Source organism: Streptomyces sp. NPDC004658 (genome assembly GCF_040609555.1).
In the GTDB taxonomy this organism is placed as follows: Bacteria; Actinomycetota; Actinomycetes; order Streptomycetales; family Streptomycetaceae; genus Streptomyces.
Genome location: NZ_JBEXKG010000157.1, coordinates 1 through 17,059 on the forward strand (window position 1 = coordinate 1; position 17,059 = coordinate 17,059).

Annotated in this window: 14 protein-coding genes and 1 pseudogene; 9 read left to right on the forward strand and 6 right to left on the reverse strand. The window is 74.3% G+C overall.

Annotated features, from left to right (window positions below):
* Window positions 1-91: 91 nt before the first annotated feature.
* A pseudogene (locus ABZV94_RS33855) lies at window positions 92-334 on the forward strand (lysylphosphatidylglycerol synthase domain-containing protein); the annotation flags it as partial.
* A 44-nt stretch (window positions 335-378) separates the two neighbouring features.
* The gene (locus tag ABZV94_RS33860; protein WP_356347335.1) at window positions 379-1,143 is read left to right on the forward strand and encodes a crotonase/enoyl-CoA hydratase family protein; all 765 of its coding nucleotides are present in this window, start codon (window positions 379-381) and stop codon (window positions 1,141-1,143) included.
* A 260-nt stretch (window positions 1,144-1,403) separates the two neighbouring features.
* Here ABZV94_RS33860 and ABZV94_RS33865 read toward each other — a convergent pair whose 3' ends face one another.
* The 3 genes from ABZV94_RS33865 to ABZV94_RS33875 are packed head-to-tail and all read right to left on the reverse strand — an operon-like array spanning window position 1,404 to window position 5,484.
* Window positions 1,404-2,630 (reverse strand): FAD-dependent oxidoreductase, encoded by a 1,227-nt coding sequence (locus ABZV94_RS33865; protein ID WP_356347364.1) that lies wholly within the window; start codon window positions 2,628-2,630, stop codon window positions 1,404-1,406.
* Between the two features lie 23 nt (window positions 2,631-2,653).
* Window positions 2,654-4,057 (reverse strand): FAD-dependent oxidoreductase, encoded by a 1,404-nt coding sequence (locus ABZV94_RS33870; RefSeq protein WP_356347338.1) that lies wholly within the window; start codon window positions 4,055-4,057, stop codon window positions 2,654-2,656.
* Window positions 4,054-5,484 (reverse strand): FGGY family carbohydrate kinase, encoded by a 1,431-nt coding sequence (locus ABZV94_RS33875; protein ID WP_356347340.1) that lies wholly within the window; start codon window positions 5,482-5,484, stop codon window positions 4,054-4,056. Before ABZV94_RS33875 ends, ABZV94_RS33870 begins: the two co-directional genes overlap by 4 nt.
* Before the next feature lie 300 nt (window positions 5,485-5,784).
* Between ABZV94_RS33875 and ABZV94_RS33880 the strand changes: the two genes are divergently transcribed.
* From ABZV94_RS33880 to ABZV94_RS33905, 6 genes are all read left to right on the forward strand, one after another.
* Window positions 5,785-6,771 (forward strand): hypothetical protein, encoded by a 987-nt coding sequence (locus tag ABZV94_RS33880; protein ID WP_356347343.1) that lies wholly within the window; start codon window positions 5,785-5,787, stop codon window positions 6,769-6,771.
* A gap of 100 nt (window positions 6,772-6,871) precedes the next feature.
* Window positions 6,872-8,410 (forward strand): amino acid permease, encoded by a 1,539-nt coding sequence (locus ABZV94_RS33885; protein ID WP_356347345.1) that lies wholly within the window; start codon window positions 6,872-6,874, stop codon window positions 8,408-8,410.
* 189 nt (window positions 8,411-8,599) lie between these two features.
* Window positions 8,600-9,691 carry a mechanosensitive ion channel family protein gene (locus ABZV94_RS33890; protein ID WP_356347348.1) on the forward strand — a complete coding sequence of 364 codons (1,092 nt, stop codon included), beginning with the start codon at window positions 8,600-8,602 and terminating at the stop codon, window positions 9,689-9,691.
* A 42-nt stretch (window positions 9,692-9,733) separates the two neighbouring features.
* A complete protein-coding gene (locus ABZV94_RS33895) occupies window positions 9,734-10,165 on the forward strand; it encodes a DUF4186 domain-containing protein (protein ID WP_356347350.1) in 432 nt (143 codons plus the stop codon).
* Window positions 10,166-10,202: 37 nt separating this feature from the next.
* Entirely contained in the window at window positions 10,203-12,422 is a 2,220-nt protein-coding gene (locus tag ABZV94_RS33900) for an NADP-dependent isocitrate dehydrogenase (RefSeq protein WP_356347353.1), read from the forward strand.
* Window positions 12,423-12,573: 151 nt separating this feature from the next.
* Window positions 12,574-13,371: an N-formylglutamate amidohydrolase gene (locus ABZV94_RS33905; protein WP_356347355.1), complete on the forward strand. Its 798-nt coding sequence runs from the start codon at window positions 12,574-12,576 to the stop codon at window positions 13,369-13,371.
* 52 nt (window positions 13,372-13,423) lie between these two features.
* Here ABZV94_RS33905 and ABZV94_RS33910 read toward each other — a convergent pair whose 3' ends face one another.
* Genes ABZV94_RS33910 through ABZV94_RS33920 form a run of 3 tightly spaced genes read right to left on the reverse strand, consistent with a single transcriptional unit; the run spans window position 13,424 to window position 15,962 of the window.
* Window positions 13,424-13,897 carry a hypothetical protein gene (locus ABZV94_RS33910; RefSeq protein ID WP_356347357.1) on the reverse strand — a complete coding sequence of 158 codons (474 nt, stop codon included), beginning with the start codon at window positions 13,895-13,897 and terminating at the stop codon, window positions 13,424-13,426.
* Window positions 13,894-14,532 (reverse strand): sigma-70 family RNA polymerase sigma factor, encoded by a 639-nt coding sequence (locus ABZV94_RS33915; RefSeq protein ID WP_207928545.1) that lies wholly within the window; start codon window positions 14,530-14,532, stop codon window positions 13,894-13,896. The genes ABZV94_RS33910 and ABZV94_RS33915 overlap by 4 nt, the downstream gene beginning before the upstream one ends.
* Window positions 14,529-15,962: a S8/S53 family peptidase gene (locus ABZV94_RS33920; protein ID WP_356347359.1), complete on the reverse strand. Its 1,434-nt coding sequence runs from the start codon at window positions 15,960-15,962 to the stop codon at window positions 14,529-14,531. Before ABZV94_RS33920 ends, ABZV94_RS33915 begins: the two co-directional genes overlap by 4 nt.
* Window positions 15,963-16,038: 76 nt before the next feature.
* On the opposite strand from ABZV94_RS33920, the gene ABZV94_RS33925 reads away from it, so the two are divergent.
* Window positions 16,039-17,059 (forward strand): tetratricopeptide repeat protein (locus ABZV94_RS33925; RefSeq protein ID WP_356347362.1); only part of this gene is annotated, 1,021 nt, incomplete at its 3' end.

Here is a 17,059-nt window from a genome sequence, read left to right on the forward strand (position 1 = left end):
AGCAGCAGACCGAGGGCGTGGGATGCCGGTGCGGTTGACATAGAGGATCGCGTTGACGATCTCCCGCAGGTCGTGGACCCGGGCTGCCGTTCCGGTCCCGCCCGCGCACATGGTGCTGGCCTACCTCGCCGCGACGGTCGCGGTGGCCCTGGTGCCCACGCCCGGCGGGCTGGGGTCCGTGGAGGCGGCGCTGGTCGTGGCCCTGGTCGCGGTGGGCGGCCCGGCGGCGGTGGCCACGGCGGTGGTGCTGGCCTACCGGATCATCACCGTGTGGCTGCCGCTGGTGCCGGGGGCGCTGACGCTGGGCGCGCTGGTGCGGCTGAAGGTCATCTGAGGCACAGTGGCCCTTCGAGCCGCCCCCGGAGAAGGAGCACCATCGTGCCGGTCCGCACGGAACGCGAGGAGTACGTCACCACGGTCGTCCTGTCCCGGCCGGAGGCCCGCAACGCGGTGGACGGTCCGACGGCCGCCGAACTGGCCGCCGCCTTCCGGGCGTTCGAGGCGGACGACGGCGCCCGGGTGGCGGTGCTGTGGGGCGAGGGCGGCACCTTCTGCGCGGGCGCGGACCTGAAGGCGATCGGCACGGAGCGCGGCAACCGGGTGGCGGAGGACGGCGACGGGCCGATGGGGCCGACCCGGATGCGGCTGTCCAAGCCGGTGATCGCGGCGGTGGCCGGGCACGCGGTCGCGGGCGGCCTGGAACTCGCCCTGTGGTGCGATCTGCGGGTCGCCGAGGAGGACGCGGTGTTCGGGGTGTTCTGCCGCCGCTGGGGTGTGCCGCTGATCGACGGCGGCACGGTACGGCTGCCCCGGCTGATCGGCACCGGCCGGGCCCTGGACATGATCCTCACGGGCCGCCCGGTCCCGGCCCGCGAGGCGTACGGGATGGGTCTGGTGAACCGGCTGGTCCCCGCCGGGCACGCGCGCGCCGAGGCGGAGGCGCTGGCGGCGCGGATCGCCCGCTTCCCGCAGGCCTGCCTGCGCAGTGACCGGGCGTCGGTCCTGGACCAGGAGGGCCAGGACGAGGAGACGGCGCTGCGCGGCGAACTCCGGCGGGGCACGGGCGTGCTGTCCGCGAGCGCGGAGGGCGCCGCCCGCTTCACGTCGGGCGCCGGACGGCACGGGTCGTTCGCGGACTCGTGAACCGACCCCTGCTCCGGCGCCGGCGGCGAGGGAGGGTGCGGCCGGGCCGGGCGGTGCCGCGTCACTCCGGGTAGGGCACGGGCGTTACTGTCCGGGAGCCCGGATGCGCCGCCCGATTCGCATCGGGGCGCCGGACGGCACGGGTCGTTCGCGGACTCGTGAACCACGGGCCCGCCGGCGGCTCCGCGCGCAACGTCGGGTGCCGGACGGCAACGAACCGTTCCCGGGACTCGGGGACCGACCGACGCTCCGGCGCGCCCTCAGCCGGTGCTCACCCGTACCGCCCCGCCCTCGGGGTCGACACGGGTGTGCCAGCGGGCGGTGAGGGTCAGGGTGCGGTCGGGCAGGGCGGTGCCGCGTCGTTCCCGGTGGAGGAGGCGGCCGTCCTGGTGGACGTACAGGACCGGGCGGTCCAGTGGGGTGCCGGTGCGCAGGAAGTGACGGCTCGGCGGGGTGGCCGGGACGACGCGGTTCGGGGCGATCCAGCGCAGCGGCGGCTCGACGGTGACGGGTACGCCCGGAGCCGGCCAGGGTGTGCCCGCCAGGAAGTCCAGCACCGCGCCGGCCGCGCGGGCGCCCTCGCGGGCCGCGGTGCCGGCGGGCTCCACGGCGTGCAGGACGTTGCCGGCGGCGAAGACGCCGGGGCGCGAGGTGTGGAGGGAGCCGGCGACGGCGGGGCCGCGGGTGCCGGGGTCGAGGGTGAGGCCGCCGCGCCGGGCCAGTTCGTGGTCGGGGACGAAATCGCCGGTGAAGACCACGGTGTCACAGGGCAGGACGGTCGTACGGCCGTCCCGGTGGCGGACGCGGACACCGGACAGGCGTCCGTGGCCGAGGAGTTCGGTGACGGTGGTGTCGGTCAGCAGCGGAACGCCGTGGCGCAGCCGGGCCGTCCCGGCGCGGACGGGGCCGGTCTGGGCGCGCGGGTGTTCCGTGACGAGGGCGACGACCTCGGCGCCGGCCGTGCGGACGGTGCCGGCCGCCGCGTAGGAGACGTCCGCCGCGCCGACGACGACCGCGCGGGTACCGATGTGCTGCCCGAACAGGTGGACCGCCTGCTGGAGTTCGCCGGTGGTGTACACGCCGGCGGGGCGGGTGCCGGGCACCAGCCGGGCGGGGCGCGGGCGTTCGCGGGCACCGGTGGCCAGGACGACGGCGCGTGCCGCGAGGGTCTCCGGGCCGCCGGGGCCGACGGCGGTGAGGACGGGGCCCGTCGGCGCCCAGTCCAGCGCCGTGACGCCGGTCCGGACGGTGGCGCCCGCGCGCTCGGCGGCCTCCGTGAGCAGACGGGCGTACGCGGGGCCGGTCAGCGGGTGCGTCCAGGTGCCGAAGCCGCCGTGCGTGCAGTGCCGGGGCACTCCGCCGGGTCGTGTCTCCCGCTCCAGCACCTCCACGCGCCCGGCACCGGCGGCGGCCAGCCGTGCGGCGGCGGCGAGTCCGGCGGGACCGGCGCCGACGACGAGGACGTCCACGTGACGCGGGGCCGTCATGAGGTCGGGGTGACGCGGAGCGGTCATGGCCGCGCCCCCCGCTCGAACAGCTCCCGTACCGCCGCCCCGCAGTAGAACCCCTGGCAGCGGCCGGCCCGGGCGCGGGTGCGGCGGCGCAGTCCCTCCAGGCTGCGCGGCGGGACCGTACTGGCGAGGGCGTCGCGGATCTCCCCGCGGGAGACGCGCTCGCAGTGGCAGACGAGGGTGCCGTACTCGGGGTCGGCGGCGATGAGGTCGGGGCGCTGGTAGGGGCGTGGGAAGGCCTCGCCGAGGTTGGGCATGGTCACCGGGTCCGGCTCCCTTACCGGGCCGAGGTCGAGGCCGCCGTCGGCCAGCAGGTCCGTGACGTGGGCGGCGATGGCCAGGGACGCGGTCAGGCCGGTGGAGCGGATGCCGCCGACGGTGACGTACGCCTGCCCGGGGTGCGCGGTGATGCGGTAGTCCTCGTGGCCGGTGGCCGCGCGCAGTCCGGCGTAGACGGCGGTCACCTCCTCCTCCAGCAGGTCGGGCAGGACGCGGCGGCCCTTGTCCCGGAGCGCGCTCAGCCCGTCGGCGGTGGATCCGGTGGCCCGTTTGTCGCGCAGGTCCTCGGCGGTGGGGCCGAGCAGGACGTTGCCGTGAACGGTGGGGGCGACCAGGACGCCCTTGCCGAGGGCGGTCGGCACGGGGAGGAGGATGTGCCGGACGAGGGGGCGGGCGAGCTTGTCGTAGACCAGGAGCTGGCCGCGGCGCGGAGTGACGGTGAAGTCGTCGTGGCCGAGCGCGCGGTCCAGGGTGTCGGCGTGCAGTCCGGCCGCGTTGACCAGGTGGCGGGCGCGCAGGGGGCCCCGGCTGGTGGTCAGCAGGTGCCCGTCCGACGGGCTCACGTCCCGTACGGCGGTGTTGAGGTGCAGGTCGACGCCGGCGCGGACCGCCTGGGTGGCGTACGCGAGGGTCGTCGTCCAGGGGCAGACGATGCTCTCGCCGGGGACGTGCAGGGCGCCGAGCGCGCCGGGGCCGAGGCGGGGTTCGCGGGCGTACAGCTCGTCGGGGCCCAGCAGGGAGGTGTCGTGGCAGGCGTTGCGCTCCGCCTTCTCGGCCAGCCGGGGCAGCGCGGCGAGCTGTTCCCCGTCCCAGGCGACCAGCAGCGCGCCGACCCGTTCGACGGGGATGCCGGACTCGGCGGCGTAGGCGCCGAGGCGCGCGTACCCCTCCCGGACCAGGCGGGCCTCCAGGGTGCCGGGCGTCGCGTCGAAACCGGTGTGCAGGATCGCGGTGTTGGCCTTGGAGGTGCCCTGGCCGACGTCGTCCTGGGCCTCGACGAGGGCGACGCGCAGCCGGGGCCGGCGGGCGAGTTCGCGGGCGATGGCGCAGCCGACGACACCCGCGCCGACGATCACCACGTCGTACGGCGTCGTGGGCAGCGGCCCTGCCGCGGTGACGGTCACGTGTCGAGCAGGGCCGCGACGGCGGCGCGGAAGCCGGCGCGGCGTTCGGCGGCCTGGTCGGCCGGGATGCGGGGCTCGTACACGGCGGCGGGTCTCCCGTCGGGCAGGACGTCGGCGACGCTCAGCCCGGGGTCCGCGCCGAGGCGGGCGAGGGCGGCGGCGCCGAGCGCGGTGGCGTCGGGCAGCGCGGACACCTCGACGGGGCGTTGCAGCAGGTCGGCCTGGGTCTGCATGAGGAGCGCGGAGCGGGTGAGGCCGCCGTCGACGCGGAGCGTGGTCAGGGGCGCGCCCAGGTCGCCGGCGGCGGCCTCGGCGAGTTCGGCGACCTGGGCGGCGATGCCCTCGCACAGGGCGCGCACCAGGTGGCCGGCGGTGGTGTCGAGGCCGAGGCCGGTGAGGGAGCCGCGCAGGTCGCCGCGCCACCAGGGGGCGGCGAGTCCGGCGAGGGCCGGGACGAAGGTGACACCGCCGCTGTCGGGGACGGTGCCGCCGACCGGGTCGAGGTCGGCGGCGCTGGAGAGGACGCCGAGGTCGGTGAGCCAGCGGACGGCGGAGGCGGCGGTGTAGACCTGCCCGTCCAGGCAGTAGCCGGTGTGTCCGGCGAGCCGCCAGGCCACGCAGCTGACCAGGCCGGAGTCGCCGCGCCGGGGGCGGTCGCCGGTGTGGGCGAGCAGGAACGCGCCGGTGCCGTAGGTGCACTTGGCGGTGCCTGGCCCGGTGACGCGCTGGGCGAGCAGGGCGGCCTGCTGGTCGACGATCAGTCCGGTGAGCGGGATCTCGCGGCCGAACGCGCGGGTGGTGCCGACCCGGTGCGCGGCGTCGGTCACCTCGGGGAGGCGTTCGCCGGCCAGGCCGTAGAGGCCGAGGGCGCGCGGGGACCACTCGGCGCGGTCGAGGTCGAGCAGCTGGGTACGCCCGGCGGTGGCGGCGTCGGTGGCGAAGGCGCCGGTGAGGCGGTGGACCAGCCAGGCGTCGGAGGTGGTGACGACGCCGTCGCGGGTGAGGTGGCGGCGGATCCAGGCCATCTTCGGCGCGGCGAAGTACGGATCGAGGGGCAGGCCGGTGAGTTCCCGCAACTCGTCGGCGTGCTCGGCGAGTTGGGCGCAGACGGTCTCGGCCCGGCGGTCCTGCCACACCAGGGCGTCGGTCAGCGGGCGGCCGGTGTCGGGGTCCCAGGCGAGGACGGTCTCGCCCTGGTTGGCGAGGCCGAGCGCGACGACGTCCTCGCCGGCCTCGGCGAGCGCGCGCCGACCGGCCTCCACCACCGAGTCGTACAGCCGCACCGGGTCCACCTCGACCAGGCCGCCGGGCAGATGGCGGGGGCGCACCTCGGCGAATCCGGTGCCGAGGACGCCGCGTTCGGGGCAGACCACGAGCGCCTTGGTGCCGGACGTGCCCTGGTCGACGGCGAGCACCGGCCCGGTCATCGCGCGTCCTCCGCGCGAGCGGGCCGAGCGCCTCGCGCCCGCGTCCGTCCCGCGCCCTCCGCTCCGGCCGTGAAGATCACCGCGCCAGCCTGCCGCCGCCGCGGGCCGCAGTCAAGGTCTTCCCTTCATCGCCCAACTCGCCCTGTTGATTGTTGACTTGGCAACAATGGTCCGGCGGAACCCGCGCCTCTATAGTGACCGCCGACCACCCGAGACATCTTCATCACCGCCCAGGGGAGGGCTGTTGCAACGTCACCCCGCCACCTCGCCCGTGCGCCCGTGGCCGGGGGCCGGCGGCTGATGGCCAGAGACGGAGCCCGCCCCTCCTACGACCCCGCCGGCCCCGACCACGCGCTGCGCGCCGCGCTCCAGGACCTGCGCACCGGCCGCTGGATGGCCATGCGCACCCTGCTCGCGGAGACCGCGCAGTGGTGGCAGTGGACGCAGCGCACCCAGGTGCTGGCGGCGGCCGCGGCCGGTACCGACGTGGTGCGGGCCTGGCTCACCGAGGAGCCGGACAGCGCGCACGCGGTGGTGATGCACGCCCGCGTCGGCGTGGAGCGTGCGCTGCGGGCCCGGCGGGAACGACACCGGCGTACCCACGAGTTGTGGATCGAGGCCTGGGACGCCGCCCAGTCGGCGACCGTGGCCGCCCCGCAGGACCCGGTGCCCTGGGTGTGTCTGCTGGCGCTGGCCCAGCTCGACCCGGAGCAGCGCTGGGAGGAGCACCGGGCCGCCGCTCCGGAGCCGATGCTACCGCCGGGCCCCTGGGGACTGCTGGCCGAGGCCGGCAAGCGCGACCCCTTCAACCGCGAGGCCCACCACCGGATGCTCCAGTTCCTGTACGCGCGGGGCGGTACGGGCCGGCTCGCGGAGGCCGCCGGGTATGCGCAGTGGGCCGCCGGCCAGGCCCCGCCCGGCTCCGCGCTGCACCTGCTGCCGCTGTACGTCCGGGTCGAGCGCTACCGCCGGGACAGCGGGCACGACGCGGCGCTGGATCTGCACTGGGTGGTGGAGGAGGCGGTCCGGGAGGCGCGGCGGGCGCTGCACTCCTGGTTCGAACGGACGGAGGCCGCCGAGCGCGCGCTCACCGACCTCAACCATCTGGCCCACGCCCTGTGGGGTTCCCTGCAATTCCCCGACGCCGCGCGGGTGTTCGAAGCGATCGGCCCCTACTTCACCCCACCGCCCTGGATGTACCGCACCCCGGACCGGGACCGCGCCGTGGACGTCTTCGTACAGGCCCGGGACCGCTGCCGGGCCGCCGCCGAGGGCCCCCGCCCCTGAACCCGCGCAGCGCTCCCGCCCCGAGGAGCCCCCGCACCGCCCCCTGAACGACCCCGTTGCACGTGCCCGTCCGACAACCGTTGATCCAGGAGGTCCCCGCGTGTCCCCCACCCCCGATCCCTCACCCGCCCCCTCCCCCGGTCTGCCGCAGCGGGACGAGGAGCAGCGGCTGCGCGAACTCGGCTACCGGCCGGTGCTGGCCCGCCGCATGGGCGGCTTCGGCAACTTCGCGATCAGCTTCTCGGTGATCTCGATCCTGTCCGGCTGCATGACCCTGTACGGGTTCGGCCTGAACACGGGCGGTCCCGCCGTGATGCTCTGGGGCTGGGCGGGCGTCGGCCTGTTCGTGCTGTGCGTCGGGCTCGCGCTCGCCGAGGTCACCAGCGCCTACCCGACCTCCGGCGCCCTGTACTACATGGCCGACCGGCTCGGCGGCCGGCGCTGGGGCTGGTACACCGGCTGGCTGAACCTGCTCGGCCTGCTCGGCGCCATCGCCGGCATCGACTACGGCGCCGCCCTGTTCACCGGGGCGTTCGCCAACCTTCAGTGGGGCTTCGAGCCGACGCCCGGCAGGACGATGCTGATCTTCTGCGCGATCCTGCTGCTGCACGCGGTGCTGAACCTGTTCGGCGTGCGCCTGGTCAGCCTGCTCAACTCGGTCAGCGTGTGGTGGCACCTGGCGGGCGTCGCGCTGATCGTCGGCGCGCTGGTGATCGTCCCCGACCACCACCGGTCGGCGTCGTTCGTGTTCACCGAGTTCGTCAACGAGACCGGCTGGCACAACCCGCTGTACGTGGCCGCGATCGGCCTGCTCCTCGCGCAGTACACCTTCTCCGGCTACGACGCCTCCGCCCACCTGTCGGAGGAGACCTCGCACGCCTCGGTGGCCGCCTCCCGCGGCATCGTCCGCGCCATCTGGGTGTCGTGGCTCGCCGGTTTCGTGCTGCTCGCCGGTCTCACCTTCGCGATCCAGGACTACGACGCCACGCGCACCACCGGCACCGGCGTACCGCCCGCCCAGATCATGCTGGACGGCCTCGGCACCGACGGCGCCAGCGCCCTGCTCCTCGTGGTCATCATCGCCCAGCTGTTCTGCGGCAACGCCGAGGTCGCCGCGGCCAGCCGGATGGTGTTCGCGTTCAGCCGGGACGGCGCGCTGCCCGGCTCGCACCTGTGGCGCAAGGTCAGCGGGCGCACCCAGACGCCGGTCGCCGCCGTCTGGCTCTCCGTCGTCGTCGCCGGTGTCCTCGCCCTGCCGTCGCTGTACTCGGCGACGGCGTACAACGCGGTGACCGCCATCAACGTCATCGGCATCACCCCGGCCTACGCCATCCCCGTGTTCCTGCGGCTGCGCGCGGGCGACCGTTTCCAGCCGGGTCCGTGGCAACTGGGCCGCTGGAGCAAGCCGGTCGGCTGGATCGCGGTCGTGTGGGTGGCGTGCGTGACGGTCCTGTTCTGCCTGCCGCAGTCGTCGCCGGTCACGGTGGACACGATGAACTACGCCTCCGTCGCCCTCGCCGTGGTCCTCGTCCTGGCCAGCGTCTGGTGGTACGTCGCCCGCCGGTCGTACGGCACCCCGACCACCGCCGCGTACGGCAGCGACCGCGACCAGGCGGAACTCGCGGAGGGCATCGTCTGAGCCGGCTGCCCGAAGAGCGCCGGTCCCGGTTCGGACCGGCGTTCCGGATACGGCAGGATGAACGAGCGCGCCGGCCACCGGAGTTCCTCCGGCCGGCGCGGTCGCACTTCCCGGACTTCGAGCAGGTGACAACGTGACGACACTTCACAAACGGCTCTCCGCAGTGGCCGCACGCCCCGGAGGTGACCGGTGAACCGCGCGCTGACCCTGGACGACCTCGTCCTCGCCGGCATCTCCCTGGCGGCGGGCCTGGTGCTCGCCTTCATGTCGCGCACCCTGCTGCGCTGGCTCGCCAAGCACGCCAAGCGGACCCGCTGGAGCGGCGACGACGTCATCGTGGACGCGCTGCGCTCGGTCGTGCCCTGGGCGGCGATCGCGGGCGGCGCGGCGGCGGCAGCGGCCGTACTGCCGCTCACCCGGGCCGTGCAGCACCACGTGAACCAGGCGCTCGAGGTCTGGCTGATCGTCGTGGTGACGTTCTCCGCGGCCCGGGTGATCGCCGGCCTGGTCCGCTCGGTGACCCAGTCCCGCTCGGGGGTCGCGGGCTCGGCGACGATCTTCGTCAACATCACCCGCGTCCTGGTCCTGGCGATCGGCTTCCTGGTCGTCCTGCAGACCCTGGGCATCTCCATAGCGCCCCTGCTCACCGCCCTCGGTGTCGGTGGTCTGGCGGTCGCCCTGGCGCTCCAGGACACGCTCGCCAACCTCTTCGCGGGCGTCCACATCCTCGCCTCCAAGACGGTCCAGCCGGGTGACTACATCCGGCTGAGCAGCGGCGAGGAGGGCTACGTCGTGGACATCAACTGGCGCCAGACGACGGTCCGCCAGCTCTCCAACAACCTCGTGGTCATCCCCAACGGCCAGCTCGCCAAGGCCAACATGACCAACTACACGCGGCCCGAGCAGGAGCTGACCGTGCTGGTGCAGGTCGGGGTGGGCTACGACTCCGACCTGGAGCACGTCGAGCGGGTGACCGCGGAGGTGGTCACGGAGGTCATGACGGAGGTCACGGGCGCCGTGCCGGAGCACGAGCCCGCCATCCGCTTCCACACCTTCGGCGACTCCCGGATCGGGTTCACGGTGATCCTCGGCGTCGGCGAGTTCAGCGACCAGTACCGGATCAAGCACGAGTTCATCAAGCGCCTGCACCGCCGCTACCGCGAGGAGGGCATCCGCATCCCGGCCCCGGCCCGCACGGTCTCCCTCCAGCAGGGCACGGCGGTGATCCCGCAGCAGCGGAGCGGACAGGGCGCGGTGTCCGGGTCGCAGGCCCCGGAGTAGCCCGGCCGCGCAGTCCTGACCGGCACGTATGCTCGAAGGAGCATGACCACCCCGGCCCCGGACCCCCGCGCGCTCGACCGGCGGCTGGACGCGCTCGCGCGCCAGCCGTTCCGGGCGAGGTTCCACCTGCGCGGGCGGGACCGGGCGACCGCCGCCCTGAAGGGGCCGGCGACCCTGCGGTGGCACGCGTACGACCTGGTCGCGAAGCGGCTGGCGCCGGCCGAGCCGTACAAGGACGGCCGGCAGACGCCGTACCGCGGCCACCCGGTGTTCGTGGCCCAGCACGCCACCGCCACCTGCTGCCGGGGCTGCCTGCAGCGCTGGCACGGCGTCCCCGAGGGGCGCGCCCTGACCCGCGCGGAACACGCGTACGTGGTGGAGGTGATCTGCCGGTGGATCGCGCGCGAGATGGCGGGCGGCGGTTCTTCCGGCCAGGACCCCTGTCGAACCGACCCCGGTCACGAGATATCTTGATGTCGAGCAATGTTGCAGACGTGGAGCGGAGCACCCGGTGACTGACTCGACCATCATCTACACCTACACAGACGAGGCCCCGGCCCTGGCGACGCATTCGTTCCTGCCGGTGATCCAGGCGTACGCCTCGCAGGCCGGTGTGCCCGTGGAGACGCGTGACATCTCGCTGGCCGGGCGCATCATCGCCGTCTTCCCGGAGTACCTGAACGAGGACCAGCGCATCCCCGACGCGCTGACCGAGCTGGGCGAGCTGGCCAAGACCCCGGCGGCCAACATCATCAAGCTGCCGAACATCTCGGCGTCCATCCCGCAGCTGAAGGCCGCCATCGCCGAGCTCCAGGGCAAGGGCTACGCGCTGCCCGACTACCCGGACGACCCGAAGACCGACGAGGAGCGCGAGATCCGCGCCCGCTACGACAAGGTCAAGGGCTCCGCCGTCAACCCGGTGCTGCGCGAGGGCAACTCCGACCGCCGTGCCCCGGCCTCGGTGAAGAACTACGCCAAGACCCACCCGCACCGCATGGGCGCCTGGACCTCCGAGTCCCGGACCAACGTGGCGACCATGGGGGAGAACGACTTCCGCTCCACCGAGAAGTCCGTCGTCGTCTCCGAGGACGGCACCCTCAAGATCGAGCTGGTCGGTGAGGACGGCACCACCACCGTCCTGAAGGAGTCCGTGCCGGTCCTCGCGGGCGAGGTCGTCGACGCGTCCGTCATGCGCGTCGCCGAGCTGAACAAGTTCCTCGCCGCGCAGGTCGCCCGCGCCAAGCAGGACGGCGTCCTGTTCTCCGTGCACCTGAAGGCCACGATGATGAAGGTCTCCGACCCGATCATCTTCGGCCACGTGGTGCGCGCCTTCTTCCCGAAGACGTTCGCGAAGTACGGCGAGACCCTCAAGGCGGCCGGCCTCACCCCGAACGACGGCCTCGGCGGCATCCTGAAGGGCCTGGAGAACCTGCCCGAGGGCGCCGAGATCAAGGCCTCCTTCGACGCCGAGATCGCCGAGGGCCCGGACCTGGCCATGGTCGACTCGGACAAGGGCATCACCAACCTGCACGTGCCGTCGGACGTCATCATCGACGCCTCCATGCCGGCCATGATCCGCACCTCCGGCCACATGTGGGGCCCGGACGGCCAGGAGCACGACGCCCTCGCCGTCATCCCGGACTCCTCCTACGCCGGTGTCTACCAGGCCGTCATCGAGGACTGCCGGGCCAACGGCGCCTACGACCCGTCGACCATGGGTTCGGTCCCGAACGTCGGCCTGATGGCGCAGAAGGCCGAGGAGTACGGCTCCCACGACAAGACCTTCGAGATCCCGGCCGCGGGCACGGTCCGCCTGACCGACCAGGCCGGCAACGTCCTGATCGAGCAGCCGGTCGCGCAGGGCGACATCTTCCGCGCCTGCCAGACCAAGGACGACCCGATCCGCGACTGGGTCAAGCTCGCCGTCACCCGCGCCCGCGCCACCGGCGACCCGGCCGTGTTCTGGCTGGACGAGACGCGCGCCCACGACGCGCAGCTGATCGCCAAGGTCAAGCAGTACCTGCCGGAGCACGACACCGAGGGCCTGGACATCCGCATCCTGTCCCCGGTCGAGGCCACCAAGCTGTCGGTGGAGCGCATCCGCCGCGGCGAGAACACCATCTCGGTGACCGGCAACGTGCTGCGTGACTACCTGACCGACCTCTTCCCCATCCTGGAGCTGGGCACCAGCGCCAAGATGCTGTCGGTCGTCCCGCTGATGGCGGGCGGCGGCCTGTTCGAGACGGGCGCCGGCGGCTCCGCGCCGAAGCACGTCCAGCAGCTGGTCAAGGAGAACTACCTGCGCTGGGACTCCCTCGGCGAGTTCTTCGCCCTGGTGCCGTCCTTCGAGCAGTACGCGGCGGCCACCGGCAACACCCGCGCCAAGGTCCTCGCCGACACCCTCGACCGCGCCACGGCGACCTTCCTCAACGAGGACAAGTCCCCGACCCGTCGCGTCGGCGGCATCGACAACCGCGGCAGCCACTTCTACCTGTCCCTGTACTGGGCGCAGGAGCTGGCCAAGCAGACCGACGACGCCGACCTCGCGAAGGCGTTCGCGCCGCTCGCCGAGACCCTCGCCGCGAACGAGCAGAAGATCGTCGAGGAGCTGATCGCGGTCCAGGGCTCCCCGGCCGACATCGGCGGCTACTACCAGGTCGACAAGGCCAAGGCGGACGCGGTGATGCGCCCGTCGGCCACCTGGAACGAGGCGCTGGCGTCCCTCGGCTAACGCCTGCGAGGTGACGTGTCCTCCGCCCCGGCCGGGGTTTCCCGGCCGGGGCGGAGGCGTGCGGGGCGGAGGCGTGCGGGGGCGGGGCCGTTGTCAGTGCCGTATGGCACCTTGATCGTGCACGCCCCCGCCACCACCTCAGGAGCAGCCGGTGTCCCAGACCACCCCCTCGTTCGACCTCCTCCCCGGTGCCGCCGACTCGCCGGTGCTGCTGCACGTGCCGCACTCGGCGCGGGCGATACCGGGGGACGTGCGCGCCGGCATCGTGCTGGACGACGCCGAGCTGGAGCGGGAGCTGGACCACATCACGGACGCGCACACCGCCGAGATCGCCGAGCGGGCCGCCGCGCTCGCCGGGCTCCGGCCCTGGCGGTTCGTGAACCGGCTGTCGCGGCTGGTGGTGGACCCGGAGCGGTTCCCGGACGAGCGGGAGGAGATGCTCGCCGTGGGCATGGGCGCGGTGTACACGCGGACCACCCACCGGGCTGAGCTGCGGCCCGCCGGCACCGACCCGGAGCCTCTGCTCGCCCGCTATTTCCGGCCGTACGCCGCGGCCATGACGGAGGCGGTGGCCGGCCGGCTGGCCGCGACCGGGCGCGCGGTGATCATCGACGTGCACTCGTACCCGGCCGAGCCGCTCCCGTACGAACTGCACGGCAGCGGGCCGCGCCCGCCGGTGTGCCTGGGCACGGACGCCTTCCACACCCCGCCGGAGCTGACCGAGGCCGCCCGCAAGGCGTTCGCCGGCTGCGGCGAGACCGGCCTGGACAGCCCGTTCGCCGGGACGTACGTGCCGCTGGAGTTCTACGGCACTCACGCCCGGGTCGGCGCGCTGATGGTGGAGATCCGGCGGGACACCTACATGACGGAGCCCGGCGGCCCGGCCGGCCCGGGCCTGGACCGGCTCGCCACGGCCCTGGCAACCCTCATCGACACCGTCCAGCCCTGACCCGCCGCGAGGCCGCGCAAGGGCCGGTCTTCCGCACCGGCCCCCGGTGGCCTCAGGCCCGCAGCCACTCCGTGACGATCACCTCCGCGCCGGTTCGCAGCCGCAGGGCGAACGGGCCGGACGGCGGGATGGCGCTGGTGAACCGGCCGAGGGAGTCCGCGGTGAGCGGGGCGCGGATGGTCTGCGGGCCGCCGAGGACCTCGACGCGGGCCGACTGCGGCGGCAGGACCTGGCCGATCAGCCCTTCCTCGGTGACCTCCACGTCGACGGTCACCTCGCCCGCGCGGAAGGTGAGCATGCGCGGCGCGTCCGTGACCCCCCTGACGGGCAGCGCGTCCACGAGCGAGTCGAAGGTCAGCTCGGCGAGCCGGGCGTCGAGGTCGTGCAGGGCGAACGCGTCCAGCGCCGCCTGCACCAGCTCGGCCGGGACCGGGTCCAGGACGGCGGCCGCCTGGCGCAGCTCCTCCTCCAGCAGCCCGTCCGCGAACTCCTCCGGCCCCTCGGGCCTCTCGTCGTCGCCGTTCACACCGCACCCCGCGCGTCCATCCGGGCCCGCAGCCGGCGCAGACAGCGCTGGCGGAGCGGGCCGATGCTGCCGACCGCGATGCCGAGGGCGGCCGAGATCTCCCCGTAGCTGGGCGGCGGCGAGGCCATCAGCACGCGCAGCAACTGCCGGCAGCGCTCGCCCAGTCCGTCCAGCTCCTGCCACAGGCGGCGGACCCGCTCGGCCCGGTCCGCCGCCTCCTCCGAATCGATCAGCGTCTCTTCCGGCGTCCGGTCCTCGCTGGCCCGGTCCAGCACCCGCGGGTCGTCGGTCAGGGTCAGCCGGGCCAGGCCCTTGAGCACCTTCAGGCACTCGTGCCGGGCCGTACTGGCCAGCCAGGCACCGGCCTTGTCGGGTTCCCGTATGCGGCCCAGGTGCTGGGCGAAGCGGAACCAGGTGGTCTGGAAGACCTCGTGTCCGTCGGCGTCCGACAGCCGGTGCGCCCGCACCACCGACCACACCAGCGGACTCATGCCTTCCACCAGTGCCTTCCAGGCCGCGGCGTCCCCGTCGACGGCGGACTGGACCAACGCGCCGACCTCTGTTCGGTCCACGGCTCCACCCCTTGTGTACGGCCTGTCATCGTACGCCGTGGAGCGGAGGGTTCCGGCCGTCATGCGGGCAGCGCCGGGATCGCCACGGGCACGGGGCGCCAGGTGGGCGGGCGGAGCGCCGCCACGGGCACCCCGCGCACCTCGGCCCGCTCCGCGTCCGCCGCCAGCAGCCCGACGCCGGCCGCGCGCGGGTCGCGTTCCCGGAACGCCGTCATCCGGGCGGCGACGAGTCCCGCGGCCACCGGGGTGGCGAAGGACGTGCCGCTCCACTGCGCGAGGCCGTCGAACATCACCTGGTCCGGCTTGGCACCGGTGCTCTCCCGGCCCTCGCTCAGCGCGCCGGTGTGGCGCGGGTACTGGCAGGTGCAGGCGTAGTCGGCGGCGCCGAACCGGCAGGCGTCGTAGGTGGAGTGCTGGTAGACGTACGGCACGGGCGCGGTGAAGCCGGTGAGGGCGCTCGTGAGGCGTTCGCCGGGGGTGTGGACGCGCACCCAGGGCCCGTGGTTGGTGAAGCAGGCCCCGGACGCGCCGTCCGCGCGCAGGGCACCGACCGACAGCACGCAGTCGGCGTACTCGGGCAGACCGGCGTAGGCGGCGGGCCAGAACGGGGTGTCGCTGCCGTTGTTGCCGGCGGCGGCCACCAGCAGGGTGCGCTGCTCGCGCAGTTCCGCCATGAACGCGTCCAGCCCGATCAGGCCGTCGGTGTCCGCGCTGGGCGTGCCCGCGGAGAGACTGATGATGTCCGGCCAGCCGCCCCGGTCGACCGCGTCGAAGAGCAGGGCGCCGAACTCCGACTCCAGGACGGCACCGGCGTCGTTGAGCGTGCCGCGCACGGTGATGTCGGTGTTGGGCGCGACGGCCGCGAGGAGCCCGGCGATGAACGTGCCGTGGCCGACGTACTGGCGGAGCACGCCGTCGGCACCGGTCTCGGTCAGCTGGGCGTCGCCCGTGGTGTGGGCGAGCAGCGGGTAGGAGCGGTGGTCGTGCACCAGCCCGGTGTCGATCACGAGGACGCCGACCGCGGTGGCCGGGTCGTAACTGCCCTCGGCGGGTGCGGGGTTGGCGGTCTCGGTCCGCGGGACGGGCACCGGCTCGTCGCCCGGGCAGGCGTTGACGTTGCCCGCGATGTGCACCACGTGGTTGCGGCCGGCCAGCCGGCGGCCCTGGCGGTCCTCGGCCTCCCGCACGGCGCGCAGGGCGTGCGGCACGCTGTCCTCGCCCTCGGCCGGGTCGCCGACCCGGATGCGGGTGACGCCGGTGCGGCCGGCCTGCGGGCCCACGCGTCGCACGTGGTCGGGGACCAGCCCCCGGGTCTCGGTGAAGTGCGTGCGCACGGCGTCCTCGACGAACAGGGCCTCCTCGCCGTCCCGGACGAGGAGGACGCCCTTCTCGTAGAAGTACCCGGCGGAGTCGTCCGGTCCCATGGTGAGGGGGACGTCCGGCAGGGAGCGCTGGATGTGGTGGAACTGCTCGTGGAATCGGTGTGGTGCCATGTGGTGTCCTCCCCCTCAAGACGGTGTCCGACAGTGAGAGCCGCGGGACCGCCGTCTGATACAACAGGCCACTACCATGCGAGACGTGACAGCGGGAAGCGAGTCGGTTCTCGAACTGCTGCCCCTGGTGTTCGCCGATCCGGGCGAGGCCCGGGCGCGTGCCGAACACGTCCTGAGCGCCGCCCCGTCACCGGTTCAGGCGAGCGTCGCCCACCAGGTGCTGGGCATCTGGCAGCGGGACTTCGGCGATCTGCGGATCGCGCTGAGGCATCTGCGGCGGGCCCGGGACCTGGCCGCGCGCGCCGAGTCGGCCGACCGGGAGGCCGATGTGCTCGCGACCCTCGGGGTCGCACTGGTGCACGCGGGGCGCACCCGCCAGGGGCTGGCGTCCTTCGAGCGGGGCGTCGCCCGGGGCAGCGGGCACACCCGCGCCCGGGTGCTGTACCGGCGGGCCTATGTGTGGTGGGTGCTCGGGCATCACCGCGAGGCCCTGGAGGACGTACGGCGGGCCCTTCCCGTCCTGCGGCAGGTCGCCGACGACATCTGGACCGCGCGGGCGCTGACGCTCAGGGCGACCGTGCACCTGGCGCTGGGCGCCGTGGACCGGGCCGCCGCGGACTTCACGGCGGCGGAGCGGCTGTGGGACACCACCGGCCAGGAGCACGACAAGGCGGACGCGGTGGAGAGCCGGGGCCTGGCCGCGTTCCGCTCCGGCGACATCCCGGCGGCGCTGCGGCTGCTGGACGAGGCCGAGGAGCGCTACGCCAAGCTGGGCACCCCCACCTACAACCTGTCGATCCGGCGCTGCGAGGTGCTGATGGCGGCGGGACTCGCTCCGGAGGCGCTGGCCGAGGCGGACGCGGCGATCGCGCTGCTGGACCGGATCGGCGGGCAGTCCACCCGCAAGGCCGAGTTGCTGCTGGCCGCCGCGCGGGCCGCCCGTTCGGCGGGGGACGCGCACACCGCCATAGCCCGTGCCGCCGTCGCCGTACGGCTGTTCGCGGCGCAGCGCCGGACGTGGTGGGAGACGCACGCCCGGCTCGTGCTGATCGAGGCGCGGGTGGCGGCCGGGCGCCGGTCGGGGCGGATGGTCGCGG

Excerpts from the sequence above, each read along its gene's own strand:
- ABZV94_RS33865 (WP_356347364.1), bottom strand. The coding sequence starts at position 2,630 with ATGACGGCCCCGCGTCACGTGGACGTCCTCGTCGTCGGCGCCGGTCCC.
- ABZV94_RS33875 (WP_356347340.1), bottom strand. The coding sequence starts at position 5,484 with ATGACCGGGCCGGTGCTCGCCGTCGACCAGGGCACGTCCGGCACCAAG.
- ABZV94_RS33880 (WP_356347343.1), top strand. The coding sequence starts at position 5,785 with ATGGCCAGAGACGGAGCCCGCCCCTCCTACGACCCCGCCGGCCCCGAC.
- ABZV94_RS33895 (WP_356347350.1), top strand. The coding sequence starts at position 9,734 with ATGACCACCCCGGCCCCGGACCCCCGCGCGCTCGACCGGCGGCTGGAC.
- ABZV94_RS33915 (WP_207928545.1), bottom strand. The coding sequence starts at position 14,532 with ATGACGGCCGGAACCCTCCGCTCCACGGCGTACGATGACAGGCCGTAC.
- ABZV94_RS33920 (WP_356347359.1), bottom strand. The coding sequence starts at position 15,962 with ATGGCACCACACCGATTCCACGAGCAGTTCCACCACATCCAGCGCTCC.